Raw genomic sequence first — 24,229 nt, 5'->3', positions numbered from 1 at the left:
ATAAAAATGGATAATACTGAAGCATTGAGTCCGAAGCCGGATGAATTTGTAGAGAACAAGAATTCCAGACATCCGAAAGGATTGTGGGTTCTTTTCGGAACAGAAATGTGGGAGCGTTTCAACTTTTATGGAATGAGAGCTTTATTAACGCTCTTCATGGTAAATTCCTTATTGATAAAAGAAGCTGATGCAGCAATCATCTACGGTGGATTTTTAGCTTTATGTTATCTTACTCCGCTTTTGGGAGGTTTCATCGCCGATAAATATATCGGTAACAGAAACGCCATCTTAATCGGTGGATCTTTAATGGCAGTTGGTCAGTTTTTGCTTTTCATCAGTGCTTCTACGTTTTCGGGAGGTCTGGATGCAGCAAAAACCATCATGTGGCTTGCTCTATTCATCATCATTTTCGGTAACGGATTCTTCAAACCGAATATTTCTTCGATGGTAGGAAGCCTTTATCCAAAGCGGGAAAAATCAAAACTGGACTCTGCTTTCACAATTTTCTACATGGGAATTAATATTGGAGCATTCTTAGGACAGTTTATCTGTCCGTACGTAGGAGACGTAAAAGATGCGACAACAGGTGTAAGAGATATTTTCGCCTTCAAATGGGGATTCCTTGCTGCTTCCATTGCAATGATAATCGGTACCATTACTTTCTTTATTCTTAAAAATAAATATGTTGTTACACCGGAAGGAAGACCTATCGGTGGATTACCTAAAAACAATACAAGTGCAGATTTTGAAGAAGGAGAAACACAGACTGCTAAATTCTCCGGATCGGCATTAGGAATTACAGGAGGATTATTCGTTATTCTTTTCTTTGCTTTCAGATATCTTTTGGTGGGAGAATTCGGATTTAAAGCCGTAGAAATGGGACAGCTGATTAAAGGAATTATTTATCCCTTCATTTATGCAGCAGGAATTTCTCTGGCATTCTTAATCATGAGTTCTGCTGAAAATAAAGTGGAAAGACAGAGAATTTGGGTAATATATATCGTATCGTTCTTTATTATTTTCTTCTGGGCAGCGTTTGAGCAGGCGGGATCTTCATTAACTTTTATCGCAGATAATCAGACCGACAGAAATATCTTAGGATGGAATATGCCTCCTTCGATGGTACAGATTTTCAACGGTATTTTCGTTGTGGTTTTAGCCGTTCCTTTCAGCTTAATCTGGGACAAATTAAGAGCAAAAGGAAAAGAGCCGGTTTCGCCGATGAAGCAGGCAATGGGACTTGCTCTGATCGCATTAAGTTACTTCATCATCGCACATAACGTAAAAGATTTAGGAAACTCAGGATTATTGGCTATCAAATGGTTAATGTTACTGTATTTTATTCAGACTTGTGGTGAACTTTGTTTATCTCCTATCGGATTATCATTGGTAGGTAAGCTGGCTCCAAAAAGATTTGCATCCTTATTATACGGAGTATTCTTTATTTCCAATGCTGCAGGTTATGCTTTAGCAGGTTCTTTGGGAGCATTGATTCCTGCAACGGGAGATAAATTCTCTAAGGCACAGGAAATGGGAATTAATCTTCAGGATGTTTTAGATAAAAAAGTAACATTAACTGCAGATCAGGCAGCGGCTTTTGAAAAAGCGCAATTGCCTTTAGCTAATCCTACTTTTGCAGGTTTTGAAATCCACAATTTATTTGAATTCTTCATGGTATTCGTTGTTCTTTGTGGTATTGCTGCTGTAATTTTAGCATTAATTTCACCTATTTTAAAGAAAATGATGCACGGTGTAAACTAAATTGCATCAAATAAAATACAAGAACCTCCGCTAAGTCGGAGGTTTTTTTTATTTTAGTAATTATCTGCATGACAGCAAATATAATTACAAATTCATATTAAAGAATTTAAGTGATTGTTCGTCAGCGGACAGAAATATAAACCTCTTCTATTAAAAGGTAAAAAAGCATTAATGATAATTGAAGTATGACAGAAATTTTTAAAAATAATATATCGCAGCACATTACTCTTTCTGAAGATGAATCAGCACAATTTTACAGCTTATTCCAAAAAAAGATCATTAAAAAAAAGCAGTTTTTATTAAGAGAAGGGGAAATATGTAAGTTTGAAGGTTTTGTAATAAAAGGGCTATTCAAGACCTATCATATTGATTCTGACGGAATAGAACAAATCCTGAACTTTGCCACAGAAGACTGGTGGATTACTGATATTGATAGTTTTACAAATGAACTACCGTCTCAACTGAACATAGAAGCACTGGAAGACAGTGAAGTTTTAATCATTTCTAAAAAAGACAAGGAGTTTGCTTACAAAAACCTGCCCAAAATCGAAAAGCTGTTTCGTGTAATGACACAAAAAACACACGTTGCCCTGCAAAGAAGAATGATTGATAACCTCAGCAAAACAGCAGATAAACGATATACTGATTTCATCGAGAAATACCCTCAGCTTTACCAAAGGTTAACCAATGTGCAAATCGCTGCATATTTAGGTATCAGTCATGAATTTGTGAGCAGAATAAGAAAAAAAATAGTTAACAAAAAATAATTCAGACTTCATTTATTGAACTTGTTCAATGTTTTGAAGCAATATGCTTACAGATATTTGTAACAGCCAATATGCTCAATTATAAGATAAAATTTAAACGATATTCATCCTCTTTATTATCCATAATGAAAACACAAATGCAAAATTTAAAAACCATTAAAATCAATACTGTTCAGCCTAAAATGGATAAACTGATCAGAAACAGCTTTGCCGCTACATTGAAAACAACGATATACGGATTTTTAGCGGCAGCCGTTGTATTGTCCTGCAACCGTAAAAACGAAAATCTCCCAGAAAAAAGAACATCAGCCAATTCTGAACTTCTCGGAAAAAAAGCCATTATTACATTTCCGGAAATGAGAGCAGAAGTAACTTACCACAAAGATTCAACGCTGCACTGGAAAACAACCGATAAAAACGGATTGATTAATGAAGGCGATGAAAAAATGGATTATAAGAAGCTGAGTGAAGATCTGCATTTCTTAAACTGGATAGAAAAAGACGGCTGGACAGTAAGTCAGGTAGTCAATACTAAAGATGGAACCGTAAAATCATTCTGGAGTTTTGCTGACGATTCAAGCCCGAGAGGAAAGAGAAAATCTTTATTTGTGGATGGAAAAATTGAGATGGTAAAGTAAGTACAACCTCAAAGCCTGCAACAAGACTGAAAATTTGTATAGATTAATATCCTTCAAATATAAATTCGAAACAATATTTGAATGCAAACTATCTTTGGTAATGACTTTTCCCGTTATTTTACAGAAAATTTAATTAAAACTTAATCATACTGACCTATGAGTTTAACTTTAGACGAAATACAAAATTTTAAAGGCAAATATCCGAAACAGATCTGGAGTCTGTTCTTCTCCGAAATGTGGGAACGTTTCTGCTTTTACGGAATGAGAGGAATGCTTGTTTTCTTTATGATCTCGCAGCTTAATTTTCATGAAAGTGAAGCCAATCTTCAATATGGCGCCACGCAGGCTTTTGTTTATGCGTTTACCTTTATCGGTGGTCTATTTGCAGATAAAATTTTAGGTTTCAGAAAATCTCTGTTTTGGGGCGGACTATTAATGATCGTCGGAAGTTTAATTCTTGCGACAGACCCTCACAAATTTTTCTTTCTGGGAATCGCGTTTACCGTAGTGGGAACAGGTTTCTTTAAACCCAACATCTCATCAATGGTCGGTCAGCTTTATAAACCGAATGATTCAAGAGCTGATGCCGGATTTTCACTTTTCTATGCAGGAATTAACCTTGGAGCATTACTGGGTGGATACTTTTGTATTGCCATCGGAAAAGGAGAGATTTTATCAGATGTAATTCCAGAAATGTTAAGATGGAATATTGCATTCGGATTAGCTGCAGTGGTAATGGTCATCAGTTTAATAAATTTTGTTTTTACCCAAAGAAGTTTAGGAACAATCGGGCTTCAGCCGGGACATCCTGAAAATGAGACAAAATCTGCACCTATCCCGAAATGGCAGGAATACGGAGTGTATGTTTTATCATTAATCTTCGTTCCGATTATCATGGTAATGGTTGCAAAAACAGAATATACAGATTATTTTATGTGGACAATTGGTCCGATTACATTAATCTATTTATTTTATGAAATGACTAAAGTGACTACTGCTGAACGAAACAAACTTTGGGCAGCCTTAGTCTTCATTCTATTCTCAATTTTATTTTGGGGAATTTATGAACAAAGCGGCGGTTCATTAAGTATTTTTGCGGCAAAAAATTTAAATAAAGATCTATTAGGATTAGATCCGAATGGAGTTAATAATTCCGGAGGTGCCTTCTTCATTATCTTTTTAGCTCCTTTAATCGGATTACTTTGGATTTGGTTGGGTAAAAGAAAAATTGAACCGAACACCATCATTAAATTTGGTCTGGGATTCGTCTTTTTAGGTGTGGGATATTATATTTTATTCGCCACCCGTTTTTTTGCAGATCTTCAGGGTATTACTTCTCTTAATTTCTTTACCATTGCTTTACTCGTTATCACTCTGGGAGAATTATGCCTCTCTCCCATCGGTTTATCCATCATGACGAAGCTATCTACAAAAAATCTTCAGGGAATGATGATGGGAATGTGGTTTCTGGCATCTGCTTACGGTCAGTATGTCGCGGGAATCATCGGAGCCGGTCTGGCGACTGCAAAAGAAGGTTCTACGAATTATGATTCTTTGATCACTTACACCGATGGATATAAACAATTAGGATTATATGCCGTAATTGCCGGATTGGTACTAATTTTGATTTCCCCGCTTGTGAAAAAATTAATGCAGGATGTAAAATAAAAATAGTAAATGCTTACATTTACTTCAAAATACCAAATCATGAAGAAAATTATAAGTTTAATAGCACTCTTTCTGGTCACTTTCAGTTTTGCGCAGGTAAAATGGATGACGATTGAAGAAGCACTGAAAGCACAAAAAGAAAATCCTAAAAAAATTCTTATCGATTTTTACGCAGACTGGTGCGGTCCGTGTAAGATCATGGATAAAAAAACATACGGACATCAGGTAATTTCTGATATGCTGAATGAGAGTTACTATCCGGTAAAATTTAATGCGGAAGATAAAAAAGAAATTGAAATTTTCGGCAGAAAGTTTTCTAATCCGAATACAGAACATAAGAAAGGAAGAAATTCCTTACACGAATTCACTCAGTATATGAATGTTGCAGCCGTTCCGAGTACGGTTTTTCTGGATGAAAGCGGTAATCCGATCACCATTTTACAGGGAGAATTATCCGCAAAGGAATTAGAACCTTATCTGGAATTTATTTCTAAAGATCTTTTCAAGAAAATACGTTCGCGGGAGCAGTGGGAAGATTATCAGAAAAAATTTAAATCTAAAATAAAAGAATAAAAATACAGGCTTTCAGTAATGAGAGCCTTTTTTAATTTCTAATTTTTCCCGAAATTCGTGGCTCCTAAAATGACTTTAGAAACCTCCATAGAATACGTAAAAGGAATCGGTCCGGAAAAAGCCAAACTTATCAAAAGTGTATTGGGAATTTCCACCGTGGAAGATCTGCTGAACTTCTACCCGCTCCGTTATCTGGATAAAAGCAAAGTTCACAAGGTTTCGCAGCTCGGAGACCTCTCCACAGACGTACAGCTGAAAGGAAGAATCACAAACATTCAGGAAATACAGACCGGAAAAACTAAAAGACTTTCAGCAAAATTCAATGACGAAACAGGATCAATGGATCTGGTATGGTTCCAATATTCAAAATGGCTGAAAGAACAGCTTCCTGTGAATAAGGAAGTTTTTATTTTCGGGAAAATCAATGTTTTCAATAATCAGTTTTCTATGCCGCATCCGGAAATAGAAATCGAAGAAAAGAAAGATTCCGAAAACAGGCTAAGACCAATTTATCCAAGTTCTGAAAAACTCACCAAAAGAGGGCTGAATCAACGATTTTTTCAGGTTGTGTTAAGAAATATCTGCAAAGAAATCCCTAATCTGATCTACGAAAACTTTCCGGATTATCTTTTAAAGGCATTTAAGTTTTTATCAAGACAGCACACCTATCTCAATATTCATTTTCCGAAGGATATGGAACATTTTGAGAAAGCCAATTACCGCTTAAAATTTGAAGAATCATTTTTCTTTCAGTTAGGATTCGGACTGAAAAAACTTCACCATAAAAGCCATACGGCAGGAAATCCTTTTCCGATCGTCGGAGATTATTTCAATGATTTTTATGAAAATCATCTTCCGTTTGATTTAACGGGAGCTCAGAAAAGAGTACTTAAAGAAATCCGGATGGATATGAAACGTCCCATCCAGATGAACCGTCTTTTGCAGGGTGATGTAGGTTCCGGAAAAACCATGGTTGCTCTTTTAACGATGCTTATAGCAAAAGACAATGGTTTCCAAAGCTGCATCATGGCTCCTACAGAAATTCTTGCTCAGCAGCATTATAACGGAATTAAAGAGCTCTTAGAAAAAACGGAAGTTAAAATCAGGCTTTTAACAGGTTCCACCAAAAAGTCCGAACGGAATAAAATTCATGAAGAACTGGAAAATGGTGAACTTTCTATTCTTGTAGGAACCCATGCCGTTCTGGAGGATAAAGTGAAATTTAAGAATCTCGGTTTGGCAATTATCGACGAACAGCACAGATTTGGGGTGGCACAAAGAGCAAAACTTTGGGCAAAAAATAAAATTCCTCCTCATATTCTGGTCATGACGGCAACTCCGATTCCGAGAACTCTCGCGATGAGCTTTTATTCTGATCTTGATGTCTCGGTTATTGATGAACTTCCTATCGGAAGAAAGCCTATCATTACGGCTCACCGAAGAGAAAAAGACCGAGCTTATGTCTATAACTTCTGCCGTGAGGAAATCCAGAAAGGAAGACAGGTTTATTTTGTGTACCCTTTAATTGAAGAATCGGAGACTTTAGATTACAAAAATCTGATGGAAGGTCTGGAAAATGTGATGGATAATTTCGCACATTACAATGTAACCATGCTTCACGGAAAAATGAAACCTGATGAAAAAGATGCCGCTATGAATTATTTTGCTTCCGGAAAAGCAGAAATTATGGTTGCCACAACAGTAATTGAAGTCGGGGTAAATGTTCCGAATGCTTCTGTAATGGTTATTGAAAGTTCTGAAAGATTCGGGCTTTCGCAGCTCCACCAGCTTCGCGGACGCGTCGGTCGCGGTGCGGAACAGAGTTATTGTATTCTGATGACTTCGGATAAATTATCTAAAGACAGCAGAACCCGCATAAAAACAATGGTAGAAACCAACGATGGCTTCAAAATTTCTGAGGTTGATATGCAGCTTCGGGGTCCAGGAGATATTCTGGGAACCCAGCAAAGCGGTGTTGTAGATTTTAAAAGGCTGGATCTTGTGAATGATTCTGCTATTATTAAGGCAACAAAAAAGACGGTAGAAAGAATTTTAGAAGCCGATCCACTGTTATCAAGACCGGAAAATCAGATCATTAAGAATTACTATCTGAGAAATTATAACGGTAAAAACAAATGGAGTAAAATCTCCTGAAAACAAAAAACCGCGAAAAGATCTTGTCTTCACGCGGCTTCCCCTTATAAAACTGTTATTTGAAGAAAATTTACTTTACTTCTTTAAAAATTCACTTCGCTTTTCGCTTAATATTTTGTGATGTGGTGTGTTGATATGATAATGTTATGATGTTTAAGCTTAAAAATTAAAGTAAAAAAACAAAATGAATTATGTTTCCAATTGCTTATTTATAAAAACTAACTAGGTTTCTGACAAAGGATTTGAAAAATGAAACGATATATTCCTTTGGCAGTACTGAGTTTTCATGATTGTACCGTTTTGTTTAAAGATCTTCTGCGCTTTTAATTGGAAATTATTATAATTCATTTTGTTTAACTAACATTGTGATTTATATAATTTATTTCAAGATTGAAACAATTGTTATTCATTCATTTATCGTTTTTTTGATATAATAAATCTGTGTTTCAATTTCGGTAATGCTTCACAGACAATATAAGTATCTTCTCTACTTAATTATCACCTTTGTGTGAGTATTACTTTACAAATATAAAACTTTAATTTTAATTCCAAAATAATTTAACCATAATTTTTCACAGTTTCATGATAAAATTATTCCTGTTGAATCCTGAAGTATGATACTGCCAGTTTATAGCAATAATTTCGTTCACTATTTTTTTCATATTATTATAATTATCAGGAAGTTCCATTACTATATTCGCTCCTTTAACCAGAAACTCATCTTTGTCTTCATTTTTAAAATTATCTGAATAAATAACAAGAATCGTATTATTAAACTTGATATCTCCTTTAATTTCAGATAAAAATTCAGAAGCATATTTTTCGATCATATCTTTACTGATCCATAATATTTCAGGAACAGGAATATCTTCTTCAGCCAATGATTGTAAAGCAGATTGTATATGATGAAGAACATTTGCTCTTATGGCTATTTTTGAATCCTTGAATATATTCTCAAAAAAAATCCTTTTTCCTTCATCTTCTTCTACAAGAATGATATTCAGATAATCTTTGATCATACAGCCTTCAGATATTGTTCATTTGTATGTGAGAATTTCCTTCTCAGTGCAATAATTTTCTGGAATTGCGAAGGCGTCATGCCGGTAGTATTTTTAAACTGTGTGCTTAGATGTGCCACACTCGAGTAATTCAGACGGTAAGCAATTTCCGTAAAACTAAGCTTTTTACTTATAATGAGCTCTTTTGCAAACTCTATTTTACGGATGATAAGAAAGTTTTCGATAGACGTATGGGTAATTTCAGAGAACAGATTAGAAAGATATCCGTAGCTGTGATTCAGCTTTTCAGAAATATAGATGGAAGCTTTTACAGAAATACCTTCTTCCGAAGAGATCAGCTCCACAATGGCATCTTTAATCTTCTGTACCAATGCAGCTTTCTGATTTTCAATAATTTCTATTCCGTAATCTTCCAGATTTTTTTTGAAAGTTATGTGCTGTTCCTGGGTAAGAGATTCATAGAATTCTACTTCACCAAAGTTCAAAAGCCTGTACTTGAGACCATGCTCCCGAAGCTTTTCGTCAAGTATTTTTTTACAGAGGGTATTAAAGTCAAACTTTACGTACATTTTCATCTTTTATAAATCCTTTTATGTTTATTGTAAATATAAAAATTTTATTTCAATTATATGTGATATAATTGAAATTTGTTATTTCTAGCATAAATAAAAAATTCCTGCATTAATTAATACAGGAATTTAAACACTAAGGATGAAAAAAAATATATACTGATAAAAAGCTAAAAAAGCTTAGCACCAAGCATATGAATGTACTGTTTTAGGTGATTTGGTATTGCAAAGATGGACAAAATAAATAAATCACATTTTATAGAATTATGTTTAAGATTTATAAAATTCCAATCTGCAGCATCTTAAAATACAAATTCCATCAGGAAATCATCCATAACAAAACCGTCTCCAATATTCAGAACCACTTCATCATACACTTTAAAACCCTGAGATTCATAGAACTTTTTAGCGTTATTTTCTTTATTTACATTCAGAATAATTCTTTTATCATTACTCTCAGAAATTTTCTGCTTTAAAAAATTCAGGGCTTCTTTTCCGAAACCTTTTCCCTTACTTTCAGGAACTAGATAAATCCTGTGAAGTTTGGTTGTCTGTTCTTCATATCCGTTTTCATATCCCATAAAGCCTTCAAAAGAATTGTTATTTTCATCAAAAATCAAGAAATAATGATAATCAGGATTCTTCAAATGTGTAGAAATTTCTTCTTTAGAATACATTTTTCCCAACATATAATTAATCTGTTCGGCAGAAATAATTCCTGAATAGGCACTTTCCCAGGATCTTCTTGCCAAATTCTGAATCAGAGGAATATCTTTTTCTGTAGCTTCTATTAATTTCATATAATTAAATTTTAAAAATTGAAAAAGGTGAAAGAACTTATCTTTCACCTGATATTTTTAGTATTGCTTCAAATGTTATTGCAAATTCACAGTTCATTTTAAAGCAGATGACTGCAATTCTCTTTTAAATATTCGCCATTTCAGCTTTAATTTTTACATGAAGACCTTCTGAAGCAGCTACCAAAGGAAGTCTCAGATAATTTTTGATGATTCCCATTTCTGCCAAAATTACCTTAACTCCACAAGGATTTCCTTCTGCAAAAATTAGTCTTGTGATCTCAACCAGCTTGTTATGAATTTCATACGCTTCATCCACTTTTTTATCAAAAGCTAACTGAACCATGGTAGAAAATTCTTTAGGATAAGCCTGTCCGATTACAGAAATTACCCCTGCTCCACCGGCCAAAGTTACAGGAAGTGTATATTCATCATCTCCTGAAACCAGATTGAAGCCTTCCGGTTTTTTTCTTAATATATCAAAATACTGAAGAATATTCGGAGCCGCTTCTTTAATCAGGAACAGGTTCGGAAATTCTTTTGCCAGACGCAGTGTTGTTTCTGCTTCAACATTCTGCCCTGTTCTGGAAGGTACATTATAAATGATAATATTTTTTCCTGTGGAAGCCAACGCTTTGTAATGCTGATATAGCCCTTCCTGATTAGGTTTGTTATAATAAGGAGACACAGAAAGTACTGCTGTAAATTCAGAAAGATCAGCTTCTTCAATCTGTTTTTTTACTTCAAGAGTATTATTTCCGCCAATCCCTAAAACCAAAGGAACGCGTTTATTATTAACCTTAATGATGTGTTCAACCACCTGTTTTTTTTCTTCAGCAGAAAGTGTTGCAGCTTCCGCTGTAGTTCCCAAAACAACTAAATAACTGGTTCCGTTTTCGATATTGTAGTCTACCAATTTTGTTAAACTTTCGAAATCTACGGATAAATCTTCATTAAAGGGCGTTACCAAAGCAACACCTACTCCTTTTAAAATGCTCATCTGTTAGAATTATTTTTGCCAAATTTAATCATTTACGAGAAGAATTTCTAATAATTAATAATGTTTTATTATACATATAATTATATTTGCATATACTAAAAAAAGTATGGCTAAGTTATCTGCTAAAATGTTTATCCAATAGACTGATAAGTACAGATGCTTTAATAAATAATTTACAGCGTATGAAAAATAAATTCTTGTTATTAGGAATTGCTCTGGCTACTCTTTCGGCTTGTAAGACGGCTTCTTCGGCTTCTTCCATGCAGATTGCGAATGTGAGAACGCAGAAAAATATTTCTATTAATAATGAGCTGAAAAATGATGAGGAATTTGTAAAAATTATTGAACCTTACAAACTGAAACTGGACAAAGAAATGAACCAAAAGATCTCTCATACCAATACAGATCTTACAAAACAGGGGGATAACAGTAATTTAGGCAATCTTTTAGCAGATTATACTTTCGACGGAGCTGATGTATGGGCAAAGAAAAATTTACAGAAAAATGTAGACGCAGCCCTCATCAACATCGGAGGAATCCGTACCACGATCGGGAAAGGAGATATTTTACTGAAAAGTGTTTTTGAAGTGATGCCTTTTGAAAATGAAGTAATTATCGTAAAAATGAAAGGCAGCGATCTACATGGACTTTTTGATTATTATGCAGAACATCAGGTAAACAATCCTGTTTCTCATTTATATATAGAAACCAATAATAAACAGCTAACCAAAGCTTTAATCAACGGAAAGGCAGTAAATCCGGATCAGGATTATTATCTTGCAACTTCAGACTATCTTGCATTGGGAGGCGATAATATGAAATTCTTCTCGAAAGGAGAAATGATTCCTACAGGAATGAAATTAAGAGATCTTTTCATTGATTATTTTAAGAAAAATCCTGAAGTAGTTTCTAATACAGATGTTCGTTTAAATTTTATCGGTAAGAAGTAATGGATAGAAAAAGTTTTTTAAAAGCAATAGGAGGCGGAACTTTAGCAATGGCTTTAGCTCCCAATATGATGATGGCGGAAGAATTAAACATTCTTGATTTAAAGTCCGCAACGAAACTTACTATTCTTCACACCAACGATCAGCACAGCAGAATAGAGCCTTTTGACGCAAGCTATACGAAAAATCCTAATCAGGGAGGTTTTGCAAGGAGAGCAAGTTTAATACAGCAGATCAGAAACCAGGAAAGCAATGTTTTACTTCTGGATTCGGGAGATATATTTCAGGGAACACCCTATTTCAATTTTTTCGGAGGGGAACTGGAATTCAAATTAATGTCGATGATGAAGTATGATGCTTCCACGATGGGAAATCATGATTTTGATAATGGACTGAACGGTTTTTTAAAGGTTTTGCCGAATGCAAAATTCCCTTTCATCTGTTCAAATTACGATTTCAAAAATACAGTTCTGGACGGGAAAACTTCTCTTTACAAGATTATCGATAAAAACGGAATCAAAGTGGGAATTTTCGGAGTGGGAATTCAACTCGACGGGCTCGTTGGCAAAAAACAATATGGAGAAACGGTTTACTCCGATCCTGTAGATGTTGCCCAACATTATTCAAACTTCCTGAAAAATGAACAAAAATGTGATCTTGTGATCTGCCTTTCACACATAGGCTACGATTACAAAGACGAACCCAATAAAATAAGTGATAAAATCTTAGCTGCCAAAACAGAAAATATTGATATTATTCTGGGCGGTCATACCCATACCTTCCTGCCGGAACCCCAGACTTTTACCAACAGAGCGGGTAAAAATGTTCTGGTAAATCAGGTAGGATGGGCAGGTCTTCTGCTCGGCAGAATAGATTTCTTTTTTGATACTAATAAAAATGTAAAACATATTTCCTGGAATAATCAGGTAATAGACAGCAGCATAAAAGCATAAGCATGAAAAAACTTTCTTTAATCTCTCTTGGTATTTTAGCATCCCTGCAAGTTGCACATGCACAGACTATTTCTTCAAAAAAATGGGCAGATTTATTTTCCTATAATAATATTCTTGCCATGAAAGAAGATAATGGAAAAATAGTTGCAGCAGCAGACAGCGGGATTTTTTATTATACCATTTCTACCGGCGAAATTACCAAACTTTCTAAGGCAAACGGTTTACATGAGGTTAAAGTTTCGGCTTTTGATTATAATCCACAGAATAAAATCGGATTGGTAGGTTATCAAAACGGTTCACTGGATATAATCACTCCGGATGGGATTACTTATGTTGTAGATATTCCTATTGCAACAGGATACAACGGAAGCAAAAAAATCAATCATATATCGATTACCGGCGATCTTGCTGTGATTTCTGTAGGATATGGAGTCTCAATTTTCGATTTAAAAAAGAAAGAATTTAAAGATTCAGCATTCTTTTTATCAGGAGGCGTTTATCAGGCAAGTAACGAAGCTACTATTTTCGGAAATAAAGTTTTTTCTGTTACCAATACCGGTCTTAGAAGCCATGAAATGAATACCACTTTTCCTGTCTTTTCAACATGGACTACGGAATTGCCGGGCTCATTCAGCCATATAGATTCTGAAGGAGTATTAAGTTTTTCTTCCGGAAATACAGCCTATCTTTATAATAACGGAACTCCGACTGCTCTATCACAATCCTTCACTAATGTACGTGATGTAGTTGTTACAAGTAACAATATTGTCGTTACAGATGCGAGCAGAGTGTATACATTCAGTACCAACGGAACTTTCAACGGGAATGTAACTTTCGGAGAAGAGTGCAATACTGCAACAACGGTTGGAAGCAGTGTTTATGGAGGAACTGCTTTTTCAGGAATTAAAAATGAAGGCGGAAATACTTTCAAGCCGGATGGTCCTTATCTCAATTATGCCTACAAAATCAGCCTCTATGGTGAAAATCAGATTTTGGTTTCAACTGGAGGAAGAGAAGCTCGGTTTAATACCGCAATTATCAATCCAAAAAATCCAGGATTTTATTATTTTGACGGAATGAGCTGGATATATCCTTCATATTTTAAAGGTAGCTCTACAATTTTTAATGTTCTGGACGTGGTAGCAGATCCAGTAAATCCAACTGATGTATTCTTCACAAACTATATGCTCAATGGTGCACGCGGAATTTATAAAATGAAATACAATGCAGGGAGCAAAGATTTTACTTTAGTCAAAAGTTATGATTTAGGAACCACCAATATCTTCACAAGACGACCTGTAGGTTTAATCTTTGATGATTCCAATAATCTGTTTGCTTCTATAGCTTTCTCTGGTGATGGTGCCGCACTTGGGCCTTATACTGCTATCGGAGCCTATGACAGAACAACAGATGATTTCGTGATAAAAAACACAACTTCTCAATTTGGAGCGGCACAAAAAGCTTTATATAGTGAAGGACTTCTTTTTATTCCTACGCCGCGAACTAGTAATTTTATAGCGTATGATACAAAGAAAACGCAAAGTACATCGGACGATACTGCCTATATTTTAACCCAGCCCAATGGCTTCCCAACCACAGCAAATGGAACGATTTCTGTAGCTGTCGATAAATCGGGGGACGCATGGATTGGTACAGATGTGGGATTAAGAGTTCTTTCTAATGCTGTTTCAGCAATAAAAACCCCTTCTACAGCAAAGATGGAACCTATCATCATAGAACAGAACGGATTGGGGGAAGAACTCTTCAGAGACGGACAGATTTTACAGATCGAAGTAGATGCTGGAGATCATAAGTGGGTTTCTGTTGACGGCGGCGGAGTGTATTATCTTTCTGCTGATGGACAGCAAACGATTAAACATTTTACCAAAGAAAATTCTCCACTCCCAACAAATACAATTACGGACATTAAGGTTGATAAAAAAACTGGAAAAGTATACTTTGTTTCTTATGACGGAATTGTGACGTATCAGGGAGATGTTGCCGATGTAACATCAAATTTTGGAAACGTTCTGGTATATCCAAACCCTGTAGTTTATTCTAATTTTAAAGGAAAAGTTACTATTAAAGGTTTAGCAGAAGTTACCAACATCCGAATTGCTGATGCCGCCGGAAACGTTGTACATTCCGCAGTGGCAAGAGGTGGATATTATGAGTGGGATCTTAATAACCAGAGAGGAACCAGAGTTGCCTCCGGAGTTTATTTTGTATTAATGACCAATGAGGACGGCTCCGATAAAGCTACGGCAAAGATTGCTGTCGTAAATTAATGAATTCACAAAGCGGATTTTTATTATCTTATATAAAATATGGTGAAAATGATGCGGTCCTGCATTGTTTCACCGAAGAGGACGGGTTTCAGCCTTATTTTTTAAAAGGAATTTACGCTAAGAAAAATAAGAAAAAAGCCCTTCTTCTTCCATTAAGCAAACTTAATTTCTCTTTAAATCCTGTAAAAGGAAACGGAATCCAGACAATTTCAAAATTTGAACTGATTAAAAGCAACGATATTTATACGGATATTCGCTGTAATACGGTTGTATTTTTTATTTCAGATTTTTTAAACCAAAATCTGAGACATGAAAACAAAAACCATCACATTTTTTTCTGTCTTGAAGAATTTACAGATGAGCTGGAAAACCGGAATTATCAGTCTCATTTAATTTTTTTAATTAAAATTTTAAAAATTCAGGGTGTTGCGCCATTACTTAATTCGGGGAAATTTCTTGATCCGGAAACCGGAACTTTCACGCTTGAAATAATGCATCAACTCTTTACTGAAGAAGTTTCAGCCATTTGGAAAACCATTTTATCGGCTGAAAATCCTTACAGTATTAAAATACATTCCAATTTCAGAAAAGAATTTCTCGACAGCTTACTTGTGTATTATCATTATCATATCACCGATTTTAAAATTCCTGCTTCTCTGGAAGTCATTCAGCAGATATTTGAATGATTAATACAGGAGAATTAGCGTTAAGTAAGATATTATTGATTTAAAATTCCACATTTTTCGGTGTTTCGGTTTCAGATTCTGCGATATTTTTTCTGGAAAATCTTGGCATTAAAATTTTGGCAATAAGTCCTGTCCAGCCTGTCTGATGTGATGCTCCTACACCGCGACCGGTATCTCCATGAAAATATTCATAGAATAAAATATAGTCTTTAAAATCCGGATCGGTCTGAAATCTGGGATACTGACTGTTAAAAGGACGGTTTCCATGTTCATCCTTCAAAAATAATGAAGACAGTCTTCTGCTTAAAGCCTCTGCAATTTCGTCAAGGTTGGAATATTTTCCGCTTCCGGTAGGATATTCCACCAAAAAATCGGGACTGTAATAGAAAAAGAAGCGTTGCAGACTTTCAATTATTAAAAAATTAATCGGAAACCAGATCGGACCGCGCCAATTGCTGTTTCCGCCGAATAATCCACTGTCGCTTTCTGCGGGAGTATATTTTACCTTATAATCTGTTCCGTTGAGATTTAGGGTAAAAGGATTTTCCTCATATTCTTTTGAAAGCGCGCGAACACCAAATTCGCTTAAAAACTGCTTCGAATCGAGCATTCTGCTTAATAATCTCTTCAAACGATGTCCTCGTAAAAGAGAAAGTAAGTGTTTGGATTCATTACCTTTTACTTCCCAATGAGAAACCAAAGCAGCCAGTTCAGGTTTATTTTCCAGAACCCAGGTCATTCTTTTCTTAAAATTCGGAAGTTTTTCAATCATTTCGTCATCGATAACCTCAACTGCAAACATGGGAATAAGCCCGACAATAGTTCTTAATTTCAGATACATATGATCTCCATCGCTCGAAGCAATGGCATCATAAAAGAATTCGTCTTCCTCATCCCACAAACTGAAACATTCTTCACCCATATTATCCAGAGAATTGGCAATTGCCAGAAAATGCTCAAAAAACTTCATCGCCATTTCTTCATACACATTGTTATACAAAGCAAGTTCCAGAGCAATTCTCATCATATTTAAAGCAAACATTGCCATCCAGCTTGTTCCGTCGGATTGCTCAAGATGTTCTCCGTTGGGAAGAGGCATATTCCGGTCGAAAACACCGATGTTGTCGAGTCCTAAAAATCCTCCTTCGAAAATATTATTTCCGTTGTTATCTTTTTTATTGACCCACCATGTAAAATTCATCAGGAGTTTCTGAAAAGCACTTTCCAGAAATTGCAGATCAGGATTTCCTTTCAGATATTCATCAATTTTAAAAACCCTGAAAACAGCCCATGCATGAACGGGAGGATTTACATCGCTAAAATCCCATTCATAAGCCGGAAGCTGTCCGTTTGGATGCATATACCACTCAAAAAGAAACAGTTTGAGCTGATGTTTTGCAAAATCGGGATCAATTAATGAAAAACTGATGGTATGAAAAGCCAGATCCCACGTTGCGTACCACGGATATTCCCATTTATCGGGCATTGAAATGATGTGTTCGTTGTTGAGGTGTTTCCACTCAGAATTTCTGATGTGTTCACGGGATTTTGGAGGGGGAGTCTGTGACGGATCTCCTTTCAGCCAACGTTCCACATTATAATGATAGAACATTTTGTTCCAGAGCATTCCTGCAAAAGCCTGTCGCTGAACCAGTTTTTCGTCTTCTGTTTTTATTCCGCACTGAATGTCTTCATAAAATTCGTCTGCTTCTTTTTGTCTTGAAACGAAAATTTCCTCAAAATCCTGAAAAGGCTGTTTTAAATCCTGATCCGAAAGTCTTAATTCAAACGTTTTTGTTTCTTTTGGCTTAAAATTTTCGTCGATGAAAAAGGAAGCCTTTGTTCCAAAATCTTTTGGATTTACAGACTGGGAATTTCCGTTGATGACAAAATCGTTGATTCCGTCTTTTGTATATTTTGACTGGTTTTGAGAATGATACAATCTTTCATTATTCGTTTCATTATCGCAGAATAATACTTTCTGAGCATTTCCTGCGTATACATTTTTGATTTCTAAATCCTGATGATTAATCCTGATGCAATCTGAATTTTCAGCATTCATCTGAGGTTTGTAATTATTATATCCCCAATTCCATGTATTTCTGAACCAGACTGTAGGCAGAATGATTAACGGAGCTTCTTGTTCTGACTTATTGACGACCGTTAGTTTTACCAGAATATCGTTCTGACTTTCTTTGGCGTATTCAATAAAAATATCAAAGTATTCGTTTTGGTCGAAAATTCCGGTATCGATTAATTCATATTCGGGATTTTCTTTTCCTCTTTCCGCATTGGTTTTTATGAGATCTTCGTAGGGAAATGCGTTTTGAGGATATTTATACAGCATTTTCATGTAAGAATGCGTAGGCGTGGAATCAAGATAGTAAAAATATTCTTTTACATCTTCACCATGGTTTCCCTGACCGTTTGATAAGCCAAAGAAGCGTTCTTTCACCATTTTATCTTTTTTGTTCCAGAATCCGACTGAAAAAACAAGCTTCTGAAGGTCATCGCAGATGCCGCAGATTCCTTCTTCTCCCCAACGGTAGGTTTTGGCTTCCGCAATGTCGTGATTGGTGTAGTTCCATGCATCACCATCTGCGCTGTAATCTTCACGTACCAATCCCCATTCACGGTTGCTGACGTAAGGTCCCCATTTTTTCCATGTAACGTCGGACAGTCTTTCTTTTTCTTTCATGTTTTTTTATAAATGATGATTAACCAATAATCTATGAATATTTTATTGTTTTGGGAAACCTCATAGGTTTTAAAAACCTATGAGGTTTTCAGAATGATAATTTAAATGATTATTTTAAAATTGACAGTGAAACGGATTCATCAGTAACAATTGATTTTTGAAAGACTTTCTTCTCTGCTTCGGCTGCAATGCGCTCCGGATTGAACGGTCTGTCTGAGCTCTTTTTGTAAGCTCCGGAAAAAGCAAAGGCACAAAAAAGCGAGTAGTGAAAGCCGGAATTGTGCGCCCAAAGAATTATCCCCCTGTTGAAAAGCTTTCGAAAGTTGTCATTCCGCCATCTACGAAAATACTGGCTCCGGTGATGTAATCTGCAAGATCACTTGCGAGAAACGCCGCCATATTTCCGATATCCTGTGGCTGCCCGATTCTGTTGTAAGGGATTAAGTCTAATAAGGAATTTAAAGCTTCGGGAGTACTCCACGCAGCTTTGTTAATGGGCGTCTGAATTGCTCCGGGACAAATGGAATTGACACGGATTTTGTCTGCACCATATTCCTGCGCCAAAGTCTGCATGAGCATTCTGATGGCTCCTTTGCTTGAAGCATAATTGGCGTGACCTGCCCAAGGAATGATTTCGTGAACAGAACTGATGTGAATAATTTTTCCACAGGCAACGGAACGCGAAAGATCGATACCACGGCGAAGAAATTCTTTAATGGCTTCTCTTGCACACAAAAACTGCCCTGTAAGATTGATGCCAATGACGGTATTCCACTGATCGAGCGTCATTTCGGTGAATTTTGCGTCTTTCTGAACGCCTGCGTTGTTGATGAGAATATCGACTGTGCCGAATTGTGAAACCACATCCTGAAACATTTTAATAACCTGATCTTCTTTGGAAACATCGCACTGATAGGTTATTCCGTTTCCGCCCGCATCGGTAATTTCTTTTAAAACGGCTTTTGCTTCATCTAAAGAGTGTTCTGAAGAGTGATTAACAATTACGGTTGCTCCTGCTGAAGCGAGTGATTTTGCAATTCCAGAACCAATTCCGCTGGAAGCTCCGGTAACGACAGCAACCTGGTTGTGAAGAGATATTTCCATGTTTTATTATTTGATGTTACTCAAATTTAGGTGAAAGTTTCACGCCAAACATGAAAATTCAAATTAAAAATTTCTTAAAGTTTACTTTTTTGCGGATTAAGCTAAACTCGTTTTATGGAATCGATGATCTTTTCAGAAATTATGTTTACAGTTTTTTGTACATCAGATATTGTATTCCGCTTCTGCCCATTCTTGTTTTTCCGTCGAATTTGTAGCCGACTTTAAGGTATAATTCGTAAGCAGAACTATTGTTTTGGTTCACTGCAAGAACAATCTCATTGCAGTCTCTGAAGTTTTCTCTAACAAATTCATCAAGAAGAATCATTGCAGCTTTTCCGATTCCTTTTCCCTGCAGTTGAGGATTTACAGAAAGGGAACGCAGTAACATGGAATTGTGATTGTCTGTGATATCTAATTTATCATTTCCGAAATCCAGCACAAAAAAGCCGACCGGAAGATTATTCTCCAGAATGGTTATGGGAAAAGCAAGGGTATCGCTTCGTTCTTCAATTTTCTGTAATGCCTGTTCTGCGGGAGCGGTGTATTGCAATTGCGTTTCGTCCAAAGTATAGCTTACTCCAGGAAAATCTTTCGGTTCAAAAAATTTTAATTTTACCATAATTTAATGATGATAAATGTTTTCATACATTACTCCTGCCCGAATTTCAACCGGCAGTTTATTTTCTTCGGGAACAACGGGACAATTGTAATCGTAAGCGTTGTAGGCACAGTAAGGATGATACGATTTATTAAAATCCAGAATAATGGTTTTGCCTTTCGGAACCGTTAAATCGAGATATTTTCCACCGCCATAGGTTTCTTTTTCGTTGGTGGCATCACGGAAAGGCAGAAATAAATGGTCTTTGTATTTTTTCTGTCTGATTAAATCCAGACTTTGATACAGCGTTAATGTATATGATTTTCCGTCTAACTGAAATGTCGCTTTTCCAAATTCTCTGTAAGGTTTTGTTTTTCCTGAAGATGTGGGAAGATCAAAGGGTTCTGCGTTTTCCGTTTTCTGGAATTTTGCAGTAATTCTGTATTTTAAATTGATCGGAAAGAAAGGATGCTGCTTAAAATTTTTAAAGTTATCTCCACGCAAAGGCGTTTCTTTCGGGTTTAAATATTCTGCATTGAGTTCTTTCTGAAATTTTTTAATTTCAGTTTCTTCTTTTGAAATCTTTTGAGAGAATATCAAAAGTGGAAAAAGTAAAAATATGAATATGTATTTTTTCATGAACTTAAAACTATGATTTACGATGAAAATTTTACTGTAAATAAGCTATTCAGCGAATTAAATTTTCAGTAAGATTCTGAAATTTTCACACGGTAGATGTCAGATGAATTTCGTTTAATGGATTCCACAAAAAACCCGCCTTCTTCCGGAATAACCTCCTTTAAATCAAAACTTTCACAATCTTTCGGCAATCCTGAAAACACGAGTGTAAACCAGAAATCTCTCATAAACGGAACCGGAGTCCAGTCGGGATAGATGGTAATATTTTCTGCATGAATTAGTTTGCTCTGATGTTCTGACTGATTATCAAAAAGATAGGTAGACTGCCAGATTCTGATGAAGTTCCCAAAGAATGGTGAAGCCGGAAAACAGCAATGTACAATTACCTGCCGTTCCTCTTCCATCTTAATCTGGAGGGATTCTAATAATTCTTTCACGATCACCGGTTTTACAATTGTTTCTGACATAATTTCTTTGTGAAGTAAATAGTCAGTTCCTCTAATTTAGTATTTTAATTTGAAATCTGACTATTCTTTAATCACTTTTTTTAATATTTCAGCTGCAATTTTTCTTTTGAATAGTTTCTTACTTTTTCTGTAAGTTCAGGATTGTCTGCCAGTTTCTGTCCATAAGAAGGCACTATTTCCAGCAGTTTTTCTTTCCACTCGCCATGAAGTTTTTCAGGGAAGCATTTTTCAAGCACGCTCAGCATTGCATAAACTGCTGTAGACGCTCCCGGAGAAGCTCCCAATAGTGAAGCAATGGTTCCTTTTTTATTCACTACTACTTCAGTTCCGAATTCCAGTTTACCGCCGTGTTTTTCATCTTTTTTAATGATCTGAACTCGTTGTCCGGCAACTTTCAGTTCCCAGTCTTCTTCTTTGGCATCTTTAATAAATTCTCTCAAATGCTGAATTCTTTGGGATTTCGTCATTGCCACCTGTTGAACCAGATATTTCGTTAAGGGAATATTATGCCACCAAGCTCCGAAAAGCGATCTCAAATTTTTAGTATTCACACTTTCAGGTAGATCCAGATAGCTTCCTTCTTTTAAAAACTTAGTTGAAAATCCTGCAAAAGGTCCGAAAAGAAGGGCTTTCTCTCCGTCAATAATTCTTAAATCCAAATGAGGAACGGACATTGGAGGTGCGTCCACCGTTGCCTGTGTATATACTTTTGCCTGATGTTTTTCCACCAATTCCTGATTATGACTTACCAGCCATTGTCCGGAAACCGGAAAACCGCCGTAACCTTCGCTTTCTTTGATTTCTGAACTGTCTAACAACGGCAAAGCATATCCTCCTGCTCCTATGAATACAAAATCCGCCTCTACCTCCTGTTTGTGATTATGAATCCTGTCTTTCACTTTCATTTCCCAGGTTCCGTCTTCTTTCGGATCGATGTCTTTAACTTCATGGTACAGGAAAACTTCAACATTGGAATCTTCCAGCAAATGTCTTCCCATTTTTCTGGTTAATGTTCCAAAATTAACATCTGTTCCCATATTCATTTTGGTTGCCGCCATTACTTCAGACTGATTTCTTTTGCTCATTACCAAAGGAATCCATTCTCTCAATTTATCGTGATCGGTTGAAAACTCCATTCCTTTAAACAGAACGGATTCTGACATTTTCTCATGACGTTTTTTAAGATATTCTGCATCTTTTTCTCCAAAAACGAGACTCATGTGCGGACAGGAATTGATGAAATCCTTCGGTTCGCTGATGTAACCTTTGGTAATTAAGTAAGACCAGAACTGTTTTGAAATTTCAAACTGTTCGGCAATACTTTCTGCTTTGGAAATATCAATGGTTCCGTCGGGTTTTTCGGGAGTATAATTAAGCTCACAAAACGCTGAATGACCTGTTCCAGCATTATTCCAGGCTGCTGTACTTTCTTTGGCAAACCTTCCCAGCCTTTCGAAAATAGCTATTTCGAGCTCAGGATCAAATTCGTGTAATAATGTTGCTAAAGTGGCACTCATAATTCCGCCACCTATTAGAACAACGTCGTATTTTGGTTTCGGCGTTCTGCTTGTAAGCGATTGTGACATAATTTAAATTTTATAGGTCAAAGTTCGGGAAAAGTTATTGAAAATCGGCTTTGTTAAACGATTTTAACATGAGTTTTTGGGAAAAAACCGAGTTTTTATTATTGTCTGTATAGTATTTTTTTAAAGGCTTCGGCGGCTTCGCCGCCGAAACCTTTAAAAAAAAGCATCCGCAAAGTTTGCGGATGCCCTGTATGATTTAAAATTCAGATTAATTCAGTTTGGCAGTTAGCTTTTTAAACTGTTTTTCTGCATTTTTCCCTTCGTATAAAATTCCGTAAATCGTATCTACAATCGGAAGTTTCAATCCTTTTTCCTTTGAGGTTTTGTAAATAGAATTGGCTGCATAATAACCTTCTGCAATCATGTTCATTGACTGGATTGCCGATTTTACGGTATATCCTTTTCCTATAAGATTTCCCAAGTTTCTGTTTCTGGAAAATAATGAATACGCGGTAACCAGTAAATCTCCGAGATAAGCACTTTCGTTCACGTCTCTCGGCGCTTCGTAGATGGCTTCAAGAAAAGTCTCCATTTCACGGATCGCATTGGAAACAAAAACAGCGGTAAAGTTATCTCCATATCCCAATCCACTCGCAATTCCGGCTCCGATAGCGAAAATATTTTTAAGAATCGCACTGTATTCGTTGCCTAAGATATCTTTGCTGGAATGCATTTTAATAAAATCTGAATTGAAAATATCCACCAGTTTCTGTGAAGCCTCATCTTCTACCGTTGCAACAGTAAGATAAGACAGCCTTTCCATCGCCACTTCTTCTGCATGACAAGGCCCTGCAATAACTGCCTGATTTCTGAAGCCTATTTTAAATTCATCTCTTAAATAATGAGCGACCACATCATTTACCTTCGGAATAATTCCTTTTATGGCAGAAACAAAAATTTTATTCTGATAATCACAGGTCATTTTCTCCAGCGTATCGGAAAGATAGATCGACGGTGTTGCCAAAACAATAATTTCACAGGCAGAAACCAGCTCGTTGACATCGGTTGTAAGCTTAAGATTTTTAAGATTGAAATTAACTGCTGTAAGATAAGTCGGGTTATGACCTCTCTGCTCAATCGCTCCTTTTACGTACTCATTTCTTACGCACCAGTGTACAACTTTGCAGTTCTCTACAAGCATTTTCACAATAGCAGTCGCAAAACTTCCACTTCCGACTACTCCTACCGCAACGTCATTTTTGCTTTTCTTCGGGTTCGATTCTATATTTGTTTTCTTTTTAGCCATAATAGAAATGTGAACTGCAAATATATTAAAACAAAGACGGAAAGAAGGATTTTCGAGGCATGATAAAACCC

At 36.1% G+C, this 24,229-nt stretch carries 21 protein-coding genes; 10 read left to right on the top strand and 11 right to left on the bottom strand.

The window, feature by feature from the left end; genetic code table 11:
• The first annotated feature begins 6 nt into the window (after window positions 1–6).
• The 6 genes from KKI44_RS18630 (at window position 7) to recG (ending at window position 7,561) form a co-directional block, all read left to right on the top strand.
• Window positions 7–1,761, top strand: coding sequence for a peptide MFS transporter (locus KKI44_RS18630; RefSeq protein ID WP_214588674.1), 1,755 nt, complete (start codon window positions 7–9; stop codon window positions 1,759–1,761).
• A gap of 185 nt (window positions 1,762–1,946) precedes the next feature.
• A complete protein-coding gene (locus KKI44_RS18625) occupies window positions 1,947–2,528 on the top strand; it encodes a Crp/Fnr family transcriptional regulator (protein WP_214588673.1) in 582 nt (193 codons plus the stop codon).
• A 137-nt stretch (window positions 2,529–2,665) separates the two neighbouring features.
• Complete coding sequence (locus KKI44_RS18620; RefSeq protein WP_214588672.1) at window positions 2,666–3,166, top strand: MoaF-related domain-containing protein; 501 nt, start codon at window positions 2,666–2,668, stop codon at window positions 3,164–3,166.
• Between the two features lie 156 nt (window positions 3,167–3,322).
• Entirely contained in the window at window positions 3,323–4,834 is a 1,512-nt protein-coding gene (locus KKI44_RS18615; RefSeq protein ID WP_214588671.1) for a peptide MFS transporter, read from the top strand.
• Between the two features lie 39 nt (window positions 4,835–4,873).
• Complete coding sequence (locus KKI44_RS18610) at window positions 4,874–5,407, top strand: thioredoxin family protein (protein ID WP_214588670.1); 534 nt, start codon at window positions 4,874–4,876, stop codon at window positions 5,405–5,407.
• 69 nt (window positions 5,408–5,476) lie between these two features.
• Window positions 5,477–7,561: an ATP-dependent DNA helicase RecG gene (recG, locus tag KKI44_RS18605; RefSeq protein WP_214588669.1), complete on the top strand. Its 2,085-nt coding sequence runs from the start codon at window positions 5,477–5,479 to the stop codon at window positions 7,559–7,561.
• Between the two features lie 572 nt (window positions 7,562–8,133).
• Here recG and KKI44_RS18600 read toward each other — a convergent pair.
• The 4 genes from KKI44_RS18600 to dapA all read right to left on the bottom strand — a co-directional run bounded on the left by KKI44_RS18600 (window position 8,134) and on the right by dapA (window position 10,946).
• A complete protein-coding gene (locus tag KKI44_RS18600; protein ID WP_214588668.1) occupies window positions 8,134–8,580 on the bottom strand; it encodes a response regulator in 447 nt (148 codons plus the stop codon).
• Window positions 8,577–9,155 carry a helix-turn-helix domain-containing protein gene (locus KKI44_RS18595; protein ID WP_214588667.1) on the bottom strand — a complete coding sequence of 193 codons (579 nt, stop codon included), beginning with the start codon at window positions 9,153–9,155 and terminating at the stop codon, window positions 8,577–8,579. Before KKI44_RS18595 ends, KKI44_RS18600 begins: the two co-directional genes overlap by 4 nt.
• Before the next feature lie 296 nt (window positions 9,156–9,451).
• Window positions 9,452–9,949 carry a GNAT family N-acetyltransferase gene (locus KKI44_RS18590; RefSeq protein ID WP_214588666.1) on the bottom strand — a complete coding sequence of 166 codons (498 nt, stop codon included), beginning with the start codon at window positions 9,947–9,949 and terminating at the stop codon, window positions 9,452–9,454.
• A 124-nt stretch (window positions 9,950–10,073) separates the two neighbouring features.
• A complete protein-coding gene (gene dapA, locus KKI44_RS18585) occupies window positions 10,074–10,946 on the bottom strand; it encodes a 4-hydroxy-tetrahydrodipicolinate synthase (protein WP_214588665.1) in 873 nt (290 codons plus the stop codon).
• 182 nt (window positions 10,947–11,128) lie between these two features.
• Between dapA and KKI44_RS18580 the strand changes: the two genes are divergently transcribed.
• From KKI44_RS18580 to recO, 4 genes are read left to right on the top strand one after another with little or no spacing between them, the layout of a single operon-like run.
• Window positions 11,129–11,896: a 5'-nucleotidase C-terminal domain-containing protein gene (locus KKI44_RS18580; protein ID WP_214588664.1), complete on the top strand. Its 768-nt coding sequence runs from the start codon at window positions 11,129–11,131 to the stop codon at window positions 11,894–11,896.
• The gene (locus KKI44_RS18575; RefSeq protein WP_214588663.1) at window positions 11,896–12,846 is read left to right on the top strand and encodes a bifunctional metallophosphatase/5'-nucleotidase; all 951 of its coding nucleotides are present in this window, start codon (window positions 11,896–11,898) and stop codon (window positions 12,844–12,846) included. The genes KKI44_RS18580 and KKI44_RS18575 overlap by 1 nt, the downstream gene beginning before the upstream one ends.
• A gap of 2 nt (window positions 12,847–12,848) precedes the next feature.
• On the top strand, window positions 12,849–15,134 hold the full coding sequence (locus KKI44_RS18570; protein WP_214588662.1) for a T9SS type A sorting domain-containing protein: 2,286 nt from the start codon (window positions 12,849–12,851) through the stop codon (window positions 15,132–15,134).
• The gene (recO, locus tag KKI44_RS18565) at window positions 15,134–15,820 is read left to right on the top strand and encodes a DNA repair protein RecO (protein ID WP_214588661.1); all 687 of its coding nucleotides are present in this window, start codon (window positions 15,134–15,136) and stop codon (window positions 15,818–15,820) included. Before KKI44_RS18570 ends, recO begins: the two co-directional genes overlap by 1 nt.
• Window positions 15,821–15,860: 40 nt before the next feature.
• On the opposite strand, the gene KKI44_RS18560 is transcribed toward recO, so the two are convergent.
• From KKI44_RS18560 to KKI44_RS18530, 7 genes are all read right to left on the bottom strand, one after another.
• Window positions 15,861–18,518 (bottom strand): MGH1-like glycoside hydrolase domain-containing protein, encoded by a 2,658-nt coding sequence (locus tag KKI44_RS18560; RefSeq protein ID WP_214588660.1) that lies wholly within the window; start codon window positions 18,516–18,518, stop codon window positions 15,861–15,863.
• Window positions 18,519–18,812: 294 nt separating this feature from the next.
• On the bottom strand, window positions 18,813–19,622 hold the full coding sequence (locus KKI44_RS18555; RefSeq protein WP_214588659.1) for a glucose 1-dehydrogenase: 810 nt from the start codon (window positions 19,620–19,622) through the stop codon (window positions 18,813–18,815).
• 145 nt (window positions 19,623–19,767) lie between these two features.
• Window positions 19,768–20,241: a GNAT family N-acetyltransferase gene (locus tag KKI44_RS18550; RefSeq protein WP_214588658.1), complete on the bottom strand. Its 474-nt coding sequence runs from the start codon at window positions 20,239–20,241 to the stop codon at window positions 19,768–19,770.
• Between the two features lie 3 nt (window positions 20,242–20,244).
• Complete coding sequence (locus tag KKI44_RS18545) at window positions 20,245–20,859, bottom strand: DUF1684 domain-containing protein (RefSeq protein ID WP_214588657.1); 615 nt, start codon at window positions 20,857–20,859, stop codon at window positions 20,245–20,247.
• 65 nt (window positions 20,860–20,924) lie between these two features.
• Window positions 20,925–21,326, bottom strand: a complete 402-nt coding sequence (locus KKI44_RS18540; protein WP_214588656.1) for a hypothetical protein — start codon at window positions 21,324–21,326, stop codon at window positions 20,925–20,927.
• Window positions 21,327–21,406: 80 nt separating this feature from the next.
• Window positions 21,407–22,912, bottom strand: a complete 1,506-nt coding sequence (gene mqo, locus KKI44_RS18535; RefSeq protein ID WP_214588655.1) for a malate dehydrogenase (quinone) — start codon at window positions 22,910–22,912, stop codon at window positions 21,407–21,409.
• A gap of 208 nt (window positions 22,913–23,120) precedes the next feature.
• Complete coding sequence (locus KKI44_RS18530; protein WP_214588654.1) at window positions 23,121–24,158, bottom strand: NAD(P)H-dependent glycerol-3-phosphate dehydrogenase; 1,038 nt, start codon at window positions 24,156–24,158, stop codon at window positions 23,121–23,123.
• Window positions 24,159–24,229: the final 71 nt, after the last annotated feature.

The organism is Chryseobacterium sp. ZHDP1 (genome assembly GCF_018603435.1).
Lineage (GTDB): Bacteria > Bacteroidota > Bacteroidia > Flavobacteriales > Weeksellaceae > Chryseobacterium > Chryseobacterium indicum.
The sequence above is the reverse complement of the archived record's forward strand: the minus strand, read 5'-3'. Positions and strand labels throughout refer to the sequence as shown.

Bases quoted from the DNA above. Each gene is read 5' to 3' on its own strand.
- KKI44_RS18610 (WP_214588670.1), top strand. From the start codon at position 4,874: ATGAAGAAAATTATAAGTTTAATAGCACTCTTTCTGGTCACTTTCAGT.
- KKI44_RS18550 (WP_214588658.1), bottom strand. From the start codon at position 20,241: ATGGTAAAATTAAAATTTTTTGAACCGAAAGATTTTCCTGGAGTAAGC.
- mqo (WP_214588655.1), bottom strand. From the start codon at position 22,912: ATGTCACAATCGCTTACAAGCAGAACGCCGAAACCAAAATACGACGTT.
- KKI44_RS18595 (WP_214588667.1), bottom strand. From the start codon at position 9,155: ATGAAAATGTACGTAAAGTTTGACTTTAATACCCTCTGTAAAAAAATA.
- dapA (WP_214588665.1), bottom strand. From the start codon at position 10,946: ATGAGCATTTTAAAAGGAGTAGGTGTTGCTTTGGTAACGCCCTTTAAT.
- KKI44_RS18600 (WP_214588668.1), bottom strand. From the start codon at position 8,580: ATGATCAAAGATTATCTGAATATCATTCTTGTAGAAGAAGATGAAGGA.
- KKI44_RS18530 (WP_214588654.1), bottom strand. From the start codon at position 24,158: ATGGCTAAAAAGAAAACAAATATAGAATCGAACCCGAAGAAAAGCAAA.
- KKI44_RS18615 (WP_214588671.1), top strand. From the start codon at position 3,323: ATGAGTTTAACTTTAGACGAAATACAAAATTTTAAAGGCAAATATCCG.
- KKI44_RS18575 (WP_214588663.1), top strand. From the start codon at position 11,896: ATGGATAGAAAAAGTTTTTTAAAAGCAATAGGAGGCGGAACTTTAGCA.
- KKI44_RS18590 (WP_214588666.1), bottom strand. From the start codon at position 9,949: ATGAAATTAATAGAAGCTACAGAAAAAGATATTCCTCTGATTCAGAAT.
- KKI44_RS18625 (WP_214588673.1), top strand. From the start codon at position 1,947: ATGACAGAAATTTTTAAAAATAATATATCGCAGCACATTACTCTTTCT.
- KKI44_RS18580 (WP_214588664.1), top strand. From the start codon at position 11,129: ATGAAAAATAAATTCTTGTTATTAGGAATTGCTCTGGCTACTCTTTCG.
- KKI44_RS18540 (WP_214588656.1), bottom strand. From the start codon at position 21,326: ATGTCAGAAACAATTGTAAAACCGGTGATCGTGAAAGAATTATTAGAA.
- KKI44_RS18560 (WP_214588660.1), bottom strand. From the start codon at position 18,518: ATGAAAGAAAAAGAAAGACTGTCCGACGTTACATGGAAAAAATGGGGA.
- KKI44_RS18630 (WP_214588674.1), top strand. From the start codon at position 7: ATGGATAATACTGAAGCATTGAGTCCGAAGCCGGATGAATTTGTAGAG.
- KKI44_RS18620 (WP_214588672.1), top strand. From the start codon at position 2,666: ATGCAAAATTTAAAAACCATTAAAATCAATACTGTTCAGCCTAAAATG.
- KKI44_RS18545 (WP_214588657.1), bottom strand. From the start codon at position 20,859: ATGAAAAAATACATATTCATATTTTTACTTTTTCCACTTTTGATATTC.
- recG (WP_214588669.1), top strand. From the start codon at position 5,477: ATGACTTTAGAAACCTCCATAGAATACGTAAAAGGAATCGGTCCGGAA.
- KKI44_RS18570 (WP_214588662.1), top strand. From the start codon at position 12,849: ATGAAAAAACTTTCTTTAATCTCTCTTGGTATTTTAGCATCCCTGCAA.
- KKI44_RS18555 (WP_214588659.1), bottom strand. From the start codon at position 19,622: ATGGAAATATCTCTTCACAACCAGGTTGCTGTCGTTACCGGAGCTTCC.
- recO (WP_214588661.1), top strand. From the start codon at position 15,134: ATGAATTCACAAAGCGGATTTTTATTATCTTATATAAAATATGGTGAA.